The sequence below is a fragment of the Bacillus sp. TH25 genome (assembly GCF_016650935.1).
Taxonomy (GTDB): Bacteria; Bacillota; Bacilli; order Bacillales; family Bacillaceae_G; genus Bacillus_A; species Bacillus_A mycoides.
Genome location: NZ_JAEKEU010000036.1, coordinates 612501 through 624351 on the forward strand (window position 1 = coordinate 612501; position 11851 = coordinate 624351).

The window sequence follows — 11851 nt, forward strand, 5'->3', positions numbered from 1 at the left end:
GTAAGAGTCTTGGAGGTAGAGCACTGATTGAACTAGGGGTCCTCATCGGATTACCGAATTCAGTCAAACTCCGAATGCCAATGACTTATCCTTAGGAGTCAGACTGCGAGTGATAAGATCCGTAGTCAAGAGGGAAACAGCCCAGATCGCCAGCTAAGGTCCCAAAGTGTGTATTAAGTGGAAAAGGATGTGGAGTTGCTTAGACAACTAGGATGTTGGCTCAGAAGCAGCCACCATTTAAAGAGTGCGTAATAGCTCACTAGTCGAGTGACTCTGCGCCGAAAATGTACCGGGGCTAAATACACCACCGAAGCTGCGAATTGATACCAATGGTATCAGTGGTAGGGGAGCGTTCTAAGTGCAGTGAAGTCAGACCGGAAGGACTGGTGGAGCGCTTAGAAGTGAGAATGCCGGTATGAGTAGCGAAAGACGGGTGAGAATCCCGTCCACCGAATGCCTAAGGTTTCCTGAGGAAGGCTCGTCCGCTCAGGGTTAGTCAGGACCTAAGCCGAGGCCGACAGGCGTAGGCGATGGACAACAGGTTGATATTCCTGTACCACCTCTTTATCGTTTGAGCAATGGAGGGACGCAGAAGGATAGAAGAAGCGTGCGATTGGTTGTGCACGTCCAAGCAGTTAGGCTGATAAGTAGGCAAATCCGCTTATCGTGAAGGCTGAGCTGTGATGGGGAAGCTCCTTATGGAGCGAAGTCTTTGATTCCCCGCTGCCAAGAAAAGCTTCTAGCGAGATAAAAGGTGCCTGTACCGCAAACCGACACAGGTAGGCGAGGAGAGAATCCTAAGGTGTGCGAGAGAACTCTGGTTAAGGAACTCGGCAAAATGACCCCGTAACTTCGGGAGAAGGGGTGCTTTCTTAACGGAAAGCCGCAGTGAATAGGCCCAAGCGACTGTTTAGCAAAAACACAGGTCTCTGCGAAGCCGTAAGGCGAAGTATAGGGGCTGACACCTGCCCGGTGCTGGAAGGTTAAGGAGAGGGGTTAGCGTAAGCGAAGCTCTGAACTGAAGCCCCAGTAAACGGCGGCCGTAACTATAACGGTCCTAAGGTAGCGAAATTCCTTGTCGGGTAAGTTCCGACCCGCACGAAAGGTGTAACGATTTGGGCACTGTCTCAACCAGAGACTCGGTGAAATTATAGTACCTGTGAAGATGCAGGTTACCCGCGACAGGACGGAAAGACCCCGTGGAGCTTTACTGTAGCCTGATATTGAATTTTGGTACAGTTTGTACAGGATAGGCGGGAGCCATTGAAACCGGAGCGCTAGCTTCGGTGGAGGCGCTGGTGGGATACCGCCCTGACTGTATTGAAATTCTAACCTACGGGTCTTATCGACCCGGGAGACAGTGTCAGGTGGGCAGTTTGACTGGGGCGGTCGCCTCCTAAAGTGTAACGGAGGCGCCCAAAGGTTCCCTCAGAATGGTTGGAAATCATTCGTAGAGTGCAAAGGCATAAGGGAGCTTGACTGCGAGACCTACAAGTCGAGCAGGGACGAAAGTCGGGCTTAGTGATCCGGTGGTTCCGCATGGAAGGGCCATCGCTCAACGGATAAAAGCTACCCCGGGGATAACAGGCTTATCTCCCCCAAGAGTCCACATCGACGGGGAGGTTTGGCACCTCGATGTCGGCTCATCGCATCCTGGGGCTGTAGTCGGTCCCAAGGGTTGGGCTGTTCGCCCATTAAAGCGGTACGCGAGCTGGGTTCAGAACGTCGTGAGACAGTTCGGTCCCTATCCGTCGTGGGCGCAGGAAATTTGAGAGGAGCTGTCCTTAGTACGAGAGGACCGGGATGGACGCACCGCTGGTGTACCAGTTGTTCTGCCAAGGGCATAGCTGGGTAGCTATGTGCGGAAGGGATAAGTGCTGAAAGCATCTAAGCATGAAGCCCCCCTCAAGATGAGATTTCCCATAGCGTAAGCTAGTAAGATCCCTGAAAGATGATCAGGTTGATAGGTTCGAGGTGGAAGCATGGTGACATGTGGAGCTGACGAATACTAATAGATCGAGGACTTAACCATATAATATGAAGCAAATGTTATCTAGTTTTGAAGGAATATACCTTCATAGTTTGGTGATGATGGCAGAGAGGTCACACCCGTTCCCATACCGAACACGGAAGTTAAGCTCTCTAGCGCCGATGGTAGTTGGGACCTTGTCCCTGTGAGAGTAGGACGTCGCCAAGCAAGATAAAAACACAAGTCTTTTGACTTGTGTTTTTTTGTTTTTAAACGGTGCATGAAAGAAGTAAAGGGAATACATAAGTAATACAAACACGTTGCCCAAGAATAAATCATATTATATAAGAAATTGATGTATATTTTCCAGAGATTTGTTAAGGAATAGAGGTATATAATATGTTCATTTAAAAAGGGAGGAAAGATTATGAAATTACCAAGTGAAATTTGCATCGTTTGTGAGACAAAAAAAGGGGAAGGAATATATGTATATAATAATTTAATATGTTACGAGTGCGAAAGAAATCTGGTGAATACTGAGACAAATGACCCGAAGTATATACATTATTTAAAACAACTGCGAAAATTAGAAGTATCATATTTTTAAATAGGCATTATGCCTATTATTTTTTTTGCCCTAATATCTGTATAATAGATACACAATGAATAATAAGGAAGAGATATATATGAATCAAAATCGTATGCCTTTATATGAGGCGCTAATAGAATTTAAAGAAAGGCGACTACTATCTTTTCATGTTCCGGGTCATAAGAATGGTTTAAACTTCCCTCAGAAAGCTTCAGGGGGGTTTAAGGACATATTATCAATTGATGTAACAGAGTTAACAGGATTAGATGATTTACATAGCCCGTTTGAATGTATAGATGAAGCACAGCAATTATTAGCTGAAGTATATGGCGTGCACAAAAGTTATTTTTTAATTAATGGTTCAACAGTTGGAAATTTAGCAATGATTTTGTCTTGCTGCGGCGAACATGATATTGTCCTCGTACAAAGAAATTGTCATAAATCGATCATTAATGGTTTGAAATTAGCAGGGGCGAATCCGGTCTTTTTAAATCCATGGATTGATGAAGTACATAACGTACCAGTAGGTGTTCGTGATGAAGTTATTAAGGAGGCAATTACAAAGTATCCAAATGCAAAAGCACTTATTTTAACACATCCTAATTACTATGGTATGGGCATTGATTTAGAGGCAAGTATCGCTTACGCACATGCACATAAAATTCCTGTTCTAGTAGATGAAGCCCATGGGGCGCATTTTTGTATAGGGGACCCCTTCCCGAAGTCAGCATTAGTTTATGGTGCGGATATTGTGGTTCATTCCGCACATAAAACATTACCTGCGATGACAATGGGATCTTATTTACATATAAATAGCCGTTTGGTGAGCGAAGAAAAAGTTTCCTCCTATTTAAGTATGCTACAATCTAGTAGCCCATCGTATCCAATTATGGCTTCTCTTGATATAGCACGTTTTGCAATAGCAGTTATAAAGGAAGAGGGTCATGATGAAATCGTTGAGTTTTTACGCCGATTTAAAGAAGGATTGCGATCTATCCCACAAATAGCCATTTTACAATATCCATCGCAAGATGAATTAAAAGTTACGGTGCAAACTCGCTGTCAGTTATCGGGGTATGAATTACAGTCTGTATTTGAAAAAGTCGGTATATATACGGAAATGGCAGATCCATATAACGTCCTACTTATATTACCGTTACAAGTAAATGAGGGGTATATGAAAGCTATAGAGATCATTCGATTAGCTATGCAGCAATATAAGGTAAAAGACAAGACAGCATCAATTAGTTATACTTATAAAGGGGAGATTTCCCCTTTACCGTATACGTATAAACAATTAGAGAGATACGAAACGAAGTTAGTATCTATAGAAGAAGCCGTTGGTATGATAGCTGCAGAAATGGTGATTCCGTATCCACCTGGAATTCCATTGATCATGTATGGAGAGAGAATTACTCAAGAACATACAAAGCAAATTACTCATTTAGAGAAAACAGGGGCTCGTTTTCAAGGTAGTACGAAATATATGAACGTGTATGATATAGAAAGTAGGTTTTAGGATGAAGGGATTATTTGTAACAATTGAAGGGCCAGAAGGTTCGGGTAAAACAACATTAATTAAAAGTTTATTACCATATTTTGAGCAAAAGGAACAAAAGGTAATGGCGACCAGAGAACCGGGTGGTATTGCAATTTCTGAAGATATTAGAACAATTTTACATAAACAAGAGTATACGATGATGGAAGCACGTACAGAGGCGCTCTTATATGCTGCTGCACGTAGACAACATTTAGTGGAAAAAGTTATGCCAGCACTTGAGGAAAACTATCTTGTACTATGTGATCGTTTTATAGATAGCTCTTTAGCATATCAAGGATATGCAAGAGGATTAGGTATGGATAAAGTATTTGAAATTAATCGTTTCGCAACGGAAGATTGTATGCCTAGTTTAACAATCTATTTAGATATTGAGCCAGAGGTAGGTTTAGCACGAATTGGAAAAGATGTAGGACGTGAAGTAAATCGACTAGATATGGAAGATATCTCTTTCCATAAACGTGTGCGTGAAGGGTATTTACAAGTTGTAGAGCGTTTCTCTAATCGCATTGTATTAGTAAATGCTGATCAACCAATGAAAAAACTTATAGAAGAAGTTGTTCAGATTATAGAAGATAAATTGTTATAATAGAAGGAAAGAATGAAATAAGTGAGGTATGCAGTATGATAAATACGTGGGAGCAGCTTTCTGCTATACAGCCCATCGGTGTCAAAATGTTGATGAATAGCATTGCAAAAGAGCGTATATCCCACGCTTACTTGTTAGAGGGAGGGAAAGGGACTGGGAAGTTCGCCACAGCAATTCAAATGGCAAAAAGTTTTCTCTGTTCACAAAGAAATGGTGTAGAGCCTTGTCATGTATGTACGAATTGTCGCCGAATTGATTCAGGTAACTACCCAAACTTACATATTGTAAAACCAGATGGATTATCTATTAAAAAACAGCAAATTCATGATTTACAAGAAGAGTTTTCAAAAACAGGATTAGAAGCAAATAAAAAAGTATATATTATTGAGCATGCAGATCGTATGACAGCAAATGCAGCGAATACGCTCTTAAAGTTTTTAGAAGAACCAAGTAGTGATACAACAGCTATTTTACTTACTGAACAAAGTCATCAGATTTTAAATACAATCTTATCTCGTTGTCAAGTTGTTACGTTTAGGCCGTTGCCTACAGAATCTTTAATTAAGAGGTTAGAGGAAGAAGGTATTACAGTTTCTTTATCTACACTTGCTGCGCAGCTTACAAATAGTTTTGAAGAAGCTTTATTAATGTGTAATGATGAATGGTTTGCACAAGCGAGAGCTTTAGTGATAAAATTATGTGAAGCGCTCGAAAAAGATAAGGCCTCTATTTTTTTTGTACAAGAAAAATGGGGGAAGCACTTTGGAGAGAAAGAACAATTACAGCAAGGCTTAGATATGTTACTCCTTATTTATAAGGATTTATTATATGTTCAACTTGGAGAAGAAGATCGTCTTGTTTTTCATGAGCAGAAAGAGATGTTTGAATCCTTTTCTTATGCTCAGAAGCGCATTGTATCAGCTCTCTTTAATATATTAGAGGCAAAAAATAGAATCAACGCTAATGTAAATGCGCAGCTTGTGTTCGAACAGTTAGTGTTGCGGTTGCAGGAGGGATGACCGTTTTGTATGATGTAGTAGGTGTTCGCTTTAAGAAGGCCGGAAAGGTATATTACTTTGATCCAAATCAGTTCGATATCTCAGAAAATGAGTTTGTAATTGTAGAAACGGTAAGAGGTATTGAGTACGGAAAAGTAGTTATTACCAAAAAGCAAGTTGATGAAAATGACGTTGTATTACCGCTAAAAAAAGTTATTCGTATTGCAAATGAAAATGATCGTACCATTGTTGAAGAGAATAGGCATGCTGCGAAAGAAGCATATCAAGTTTGTCAACAAAAGGTAGGAGAACATAATCTTGATATGAAGCTTGTAGATGTAGAGTATACGTTCGATCGTAATAAGATTATTTTTTACTTTACTGCGGATGGCCGGATTGATTTCCGGGAACTAGTGAAAGACTTAGCTGCAATTTTTAGGACAAGAATTGAGCTGAGACAGATCGGCGTTCGTGACGAAGCAAAAATGCTTGGTGGTATTGGTCCATGTGGTCGTATGCTTTGTTGTTCTACTTTTTTAGGAGATTTTGAACCTGTATCCATTAAAATGGCAAAGGATCAAAATTTATCATTAAATCCTGCAAAAATCTCTGGTTTATGTGGTCGCTTAATGTGTTGCTTAAAATATGAGAATGATGAATATGAGGCAGCAAAGGAACAACTTCCTGATTTAGATCAACGTATACAAACACCGCACGGTACTGGCCGTGTTATCGGATTAAATATTTTAGAAAGATTAATTCAAGTGGAACTAGTAGACAAGGAACGGATAGTAGAATATACGTTAGATGAATTAATGAATAAAGGGGTCGTTTCGAGTCAAACCACAGATTAATGAGGTGGGTGCTTGTGGAGAAAAAGGATATTTTTGCATCGGTTTCTAGTATGGAAGAGCAAATTGGACATTTATACAAACAGTTGGGGGAATTAAAACAACATCTTGCAGAATTATTGGAAGAAAACCAACATATAAAAATGGAAAATGAAAATTTGCGACATCGTTTTGAAGAAGTGCAGAACAAGGAAAAACAAAAAACTCAAAAACGCAAAGAAATGAAGGCGAAGACAGATATTGGTGAAGGCTACGATAATCTAGCGAGACTATATCAAGAAGGTTTTCATATTTGCAATCTACATTATGGAAGTGTACGTAAAGAGGGAGATTGTTTATTCTGTCTGTCATTTTTAAATAAAAAGTGAGATTACCTTTCCAATATAATTGGAAAGGTAATTTTTTATACATGAGAGTAGAATGAAATTTATTTTTACATTAATAGAAGATGAAATAGGGTAGGTTAAGTGTAAGAAAGGGAGCAATATATGAATTTATATGAAGATGAGCGTTTAGATTACTTATTAGCGCAAGATATGAAGATTGTACAAAGTCCATCAGTATTTAATTTTTCTTTGGATGCTGTTTTACTTGCAGATTTTGCTTGGGTGCCAATTCAAAAAGGTAATTTACTTGATTTGTGTACAGGTAACGCAGTTATCCCTCTTTTATTAAGTACAAGGACAAAAGGGAAAATTACAGGTGTAGAAATTCAAGAGCGCTTATATGATATGGGAATAAGAAGCGTTCAATACAATAATTTAGAAGAAAGAATTCATTTAATCCATGGAGATTTGAAAGATATGCCGGAGAAACTTGGACGTCATCAATATGATGTTGTAACATGTAATCCTCCTTATTTTCAAACACCACAAACTTCTGAGAAGAATATGAATGAACATTTAGCGATAGCTCGTCATGAAATTATGTGCACACTAGAAGATGTTGTATACGCAAGTAGCCAGCTAGTGAAACAGGGTGGGAAAGTAGCATTTGTACATCGTCCAGGTCGTTTGCTCGACATCGTCACATTAATGCGTAAATACAAAATTGAACCGAAACGTGTGCGATTTGTTTATCCTAAGGCTGGTAAAGAAGCGAATACATTGTTAATTGAAGGAATTAAGGATGGGAATGCAGATTTAAAAATCTTACCACCTCTTTTTGTATATGAAGAAAACAATGAATATACAAGGGAGCTTCGTTCAATTTTATATGGAGAAGAATAAGCATTGTTTTTATGTGGTGGAGTGTTCTGATGGAAGTTATTATGCTGGATACACGAATCATATAGCAAAACGGATTCAGACTCATAATAGTGGAAAAGGTGCTAGATATACACGCGCTAGACTTCCAGTTGTTTTAAAATATGTAGAGGATCACGAGGATAAACGAACGGCTATGCAAGCTGAGTATCACTTTAAGCAGTTAACGAGGAAAAAAAAAGAAGAATATATGCAAAAAGGAGAACGCTATGTGGCAGCAAAAAAGCTTTCAGCAAAATGAAAAGGGAGTTTTATATTTAGTACCGACTCCAATCGGAAATTTAGAGGATATGACATTTCGTGCAATCCGAATTTTAAAAGAGGCAGACATTATTGCAGCGGAAGATACAAGGCAAACGAAGAAACTTTGTAATTACTTTGAAATTGAAACACCAGTTATGAGTTATCATGAGCATAATAAAGGAGTAAGTGGACGGAAAATTTTAGATAAGTTAGAAGAAGGTAAGACTGTAGCCATTGTGAGCGATGCTGGTATGCCATGTATTTCAGATCCTGGTTATGATATCGTTGTAGAGGCTGTAGCAGAACAATATCATGTTATCCCGCTTCCTGGGGCAAATGCAGCCCTTACAGCATTGATTGCATCAGGACTTGAGACAAAACATTTTTATTTCTATGGTTTCCTGCAAAGAAATAAAAAGGGACGTAAGCTTGAATTAGAAAAACTACGCTATATTCCAACTACAATGATGTTTTATGAGGCGCCACATCGTTTAGATGACACTTTAATCTCTATGCAAGAAGTATTAGGAAATAGGGAAATCGTATTATGTCGTGAGCTAACGAAAAAATTTGAAGAGTTTATTCGTGGAACAATTGAAGAGGCGATTGAGTGGACGAAGCAAAATGAAGTTCGTGGTGAGTTTTGTATTTTAGTAGCAGGTTCAACAGAAGAACCTACTCAAGAAGAACAATGGTGGGAAGTTATTTCAGTATATAATCATATTGAACATTATATAAATGAAAAAGGTATGAATTCAAAAGAAGCGATTAAAACAGTCGCTAAAGACCGAGATTTGTCGAAACGTGATGTATATCAAATCTATCATGTTGATAAAAAATAAGCTTCTCATAATTGAGAAGCTTACTTTGCTGTTTCGATATAATCTTGAAGTTCGTTTAAGACTTGTTCAGCGCCTTCTTTGCTTAAGATAATTTTACCTTCAGCTAAAGATAGGTTACCATCAGATACTTCACCAGTTACTTGGCAAGTCATGTTTGGTTTATATTTCTTTAAGATGATTTTTTCTTCATCAACGTAGATTTCAAGAGCGTCCTTTTCTGCAATACCTAAAGTGCGGCGTAATTCGATTGGAATTACTACACGACCTAATTCATCAACTTTACGAACGATACCAGTAGATTTCATAATTCTTTTCCTCCTAAATAAATAGTTTATAAGTTTCGAGTCTATTTTTTGATTCGTCATTTTTCGACAAAATACCCTATGGACATATGATACCAATCATTTACATTTCCGTCAATTCTTAAATTCTATATTTTTAAAAAAGATTTATAGATTTTTATACTTCTTATATATGATAGAATGTAAGTCATTTCTACAATTGTTTTGTATTATTTTTTGTAATGTTTATACTTTTCGGGAAATATATTGTATATTTTTTTGAATATGAGTAATAGATGATAAAGATATCGAGCATTAACTCGTTTTTATCCCGCTATTTGCGAGCAGTAAGACTCCCACTTCAAAATTTAGCCGGAGCAAAGAAGTTAAGTGGGAGTCGGGCTGCTCGTAAAAGCCCGATTGGTGTGGGCTGATAATCCATGGGGGATGAACCCTCCCCACGGATTAAAGTTTCACTTTATATATGAGTTTTTGATATACTGTTTATAAATACATATGAGGTTATTCGGGAGGTCCAAAACGATGAAAGAGGAAAATAAGTCCTTTTATATTACTACCCCAATTTATTATCCAAGTGGAAAGTTACACATTGGACATGCTTATACGACGGTAGCAGGAGATGCGATGGCACGATATAAGCGTATGCAAGGATACAATGTTCATTATTTAACAGGAACTGATGAGCATGGACAGAAGATCCAAAAGAAAGCAGAAGAACTAAATGTTACACCACAGGCATATGTGGATAACATTGTATCAGGGATTAAAGAACTTTGGGAGAAGATGGATATCTCTTATGATGATTTTATTCGTACAACTGAAGATCGTCATAAAGATGTTGTTGAGAAAATCTTCAAGCAGCTAGTAGATCAAGGCGATATTTATCTTGATGAATATGAAGGTTGGTATTCTGTACAAGATGAAACATTCTATACAGCGCATCAATTAGTAGATCCAATTATGGAAGGTGACAAAGTAGTTGGTGGAAAAAGCCCAGATAGTGGTCACGCTGTAGAACTTGTTCGCGAAGAGTCTTATTTCTTTAGAATGGGTAAATATGTAGACCGACTATTAAAGTTCTATGAAGATAACCCTCATTTCATTCAGCCGGAGTCCCGTAAAAATGAAATGATTAATAACTTCATTAAACCAGGATTAGAAGATTTAGCTGTTTCTCGTACTTCATTTGACTGGGGAGTTCGTGTTCCAGGTAACCCAAAACACGTTATTTACGTATGGGTAGATGCGTTGTCTAATTACATTACTGCATTAGGATATGGAACAGAAAATGAAGAGAAGTATAAAAAATTCTGGCCAGCAGATGTCCATTTAGTTGGGAAAGAAATCGTTCGTTTCCACACAATTTATTGGCCAATTATTTTAATGGCTTTAGATTTACCACTTCCGAAGAAAGTCTTTGCTCATGGCTGGATTTTAATGAAGGATGGAAAAATGAGTAAGTCAAAAGGAAACGTAGTAGATCCAGTTACACTAATTGATCGTTACGGATTAGATGCATTGCGTTACTACTTACTTCGCGAAGTTCCATTTGGATCTGATGGAGTATTCACACCAGAAGGATTTGTTGAACGAATCAACTTTGATTTAGCGAATGATTTAGGTAACTTATTAAATCGTACAGTAGCTATGATTGATAAATACTTTAACGGGGAAATCCCTGCATTTAAAGCAAATGTAACTGAGTTCGATGAAACGTTAGTGACATTTGCCAAAGATACATTGAAAAAAGTAGAAGAGGCAATGGAGAATATGGAATTCTCTGTAGCGCTAAGTTCCATTTGGCAATTAGTTAGCCGTACGAACAAATATATTGATGAAACGCAGCCGTGGGTATTAGCGAAGGATGAGAATGATCGCGAAAAACTTGCGTCTGTAATGGCCCACTTAGCTGAGGTACTTCGTCAAACAGGTATTATGCTTATGCCATTCCTAACAGTAGCACCAAGTAAGATGTTTGCTCAACTTGGACTTACTGAAGAGGCGCATAAATCTTGGGAAAGCCTATCTACAATTGGATGTATTCCAGCTGGAACAAAAGTAGAAAAAGGAAACCCAATCTTCCCTCGTTTGGAAATGGAAGTAGAAGTGGGGTATATTAAAGAACAAATGCAAGGTTCTGCTCCTAAAGTAGAAGAGAAAAAAGCAGAAGAACCAAAGGCAGAAGAAATTACAATTGATGATTTCTTTAAAGTAGAATTACGAGTAGCTGAAGTAATATCCGCTGAACCTGTGAAAAAAGCAGATAAGCTGTTAAAAATTCAGCTTGATTTAGGTACAGAGAAGCGCCAAGTGGTTTCTGGGATTGCTAAATTCTATTCCCCAGAAGAACTAAAAGGTAAAAAGGTTATTTGTGTAACGAATTTAAAACCTGTAAAATTACGTGGTGAATTATCACAAGGTATGATTTTAGCAGGTGAAGAGAATGGCGTATTGTCATTAGCATCAATTGACCAGAATTTACCAAATGGTACAAAAATCAAGTAATTGAGACAAGAAAAGAGATGTTTCACGTGTAACATTGGTGAAGCGTCTTTTTTCTTTTTATATTCCGTTTTTTGCATTAAAATTGAAGTATTGTTATCGTTAAGTTAGAAAGAGTGTAGTTTTTCTATGAGAGAATTGAT

At 38.2% G+C, this 11851-nt stretch carries 11 protein-coding genes and 2 rRNA genes (1 of these 13 running past the window's edge); 12 read left to right on the forward strand and 1 reads right to left on the reverse strand.

The window, feature by feature from the left end; translation table 11 throughout:
- The 11 genes from JFT89_RS18750 to rsmI form a co-directional block, all read left to right on the forward strand.
- Nucleotides 1–2032, forward strand: a 23S ribosomal RNA gene (locus tag JFT89_RS18750) (it extends 890 nt beyond the left edge of the window).
- A gap of 49 nt (nt 2033–2081) precedes the next feature.
- A 5S ribosomal RNA gene (gene rrf / locus JFT89_RS18755) occupies nt 2082–2197 on the forward strand.
- A gap of 199 nt (nt 2198–2396) precedes the next feature.
- Nucleotides 2397–2576, forward strand: coding sequence for a sigma factor G inhibitor Gin (locus JFT89_RS18760; protein WP_002063365.1), 180 nt, complete (start codon nt 2397–2399; stop codon nt 2574–2576).
- Nucleotides 2577–2655: 79 nt separating this feature from the next.
- Entirely contained in the window at nt 2656–4077 is a 1422-nt protein-coding gene (locus tag JFT89_RS18765) for an aminotransferase class I/II-fold pyridoxal phosphate-dependent enzyme (RefSeq protein ID WP_201040448.1), read from the forward strand.
- A 1-nt stretch (nt 4078) separates the two neighbouring features.
- Nucleotides 4079–4705: a dTMP kinase gene (tmk, locus tag JFT89_RS18770; RefSeq protein ID WP_002063368.1), complete on the forward strand. Its 627-nt coding sequence runs from the start codon at nt 4079–4081 to the stop codon at nt 4703–4705.
- A 35-nt stretch (nt 4706–4740) separates the two neighbouring features.
- Entirely contained in the window at nt 4741–5724 is a 984-nt protein-coding gene (gene holB, locus JFT89_RS18775) for a DNA polymerase III subunit delta' (RefSeq protein ID WP_002009636.1), read from the forward strand.
- Nucleotides 5725–5729: 5 nt separating this feature from the next.
- Nucleotides 5730–6557 carry a PSP1 domain-containing protein gene (locus JFT89_RS18780; RefSeq protein ID WP_002009637.1) on the forward strand — a complete coding sequence of 276 codons (828 nt, stop codon included), beginning with the start codon at nt 5730–5732 and terminating at the stop codon, nt 6555–6557.
- A gap of 14 nt (nt 6558–6571) precedes the next feature.
- Nucleotides 6572–6922, forward strand: a complete 351-nt coding sequence (gene yabA / locus JFT89_RS18785; RefSeq protein ID WP_002009639.1) for a DNA replication initiation control protein YabA — start codon at nt 6572–6574, stop codon at nt 6920–6922.
- Nucleotides 6923–7042: 120 nt separating this feature from the next.
- Complete coding sequence (locus tag JFT89_RS18790; RefSeq protein WP_002063370.1) at nt 7043–7783, forward strand: tRNA1(Val) (adenine(37)-N6)-methyltransferase; 741 nt, start codon at nt 7043–7045, stop codon at nt 7781–7783.
- Nucleotides 7770–8060, forward strand: coding sequence for a GIY-YIG nuclease family protein (locus tag JFT89_RS18795; RefSeq protein WP_042889529.1), 291 nt, complete (start codon nt 7770–7772; stop codon nt 8058–8060). The genes JFT89_RS18790 and JFT89_RS18795 overlap by 14 nt, the downstream gene beginning before the upstream one ends.
- Nucleotides 8029–8904 carry a 16S rRNA (cytidine(1402)-2'-O)-methyltransferase gene (gene rsmI, locus JFT89_RS18800; protein WP_002138891.1) on the forward strand — a complete coding sequence of 292 codons (876 nt, stop codon included), beginning with the start codon at nt 8029–8031 and terminating at the stop codon, nt 8902–8904. Before JFT89_RS18795 ends, rsmI begins: the two co-directional genes overlap by 32 nt.
- A 20-nt stretch (nt 8905–8924) precedes the next feature.
- On the opposite strand, the gene JFT89_RS18805 is transcribed toward rsmI, so the two are convergent.
- Entirely contained in the window at nt 8925–9209 is a 285-nt protein-coding gene (locus JFT89_RS18805; RefSeq protein WP_002063374.1) for a transition state genes transcriptional regulator AbrB, read from the reverse strand.
- A gap of 519 nt (nt 9210–9728) precedes the next feature.
- Here JFT89_RS18805 and metG point away from each other — a divergent pair.
- On the forward strand, nt 9729–11711 hold the full coding sequence (gene metG / locus JFT89_RS18810; RefSeq protein WP_002029324.1) for a methionine--tRNA ligase: 1983 nt from the start codon (nt 9729–9731) through the stop codon (nt 11709–11711).
- The last annotated feature ends 140 nt before the right edge of the window (nt 11712–11851 follow it).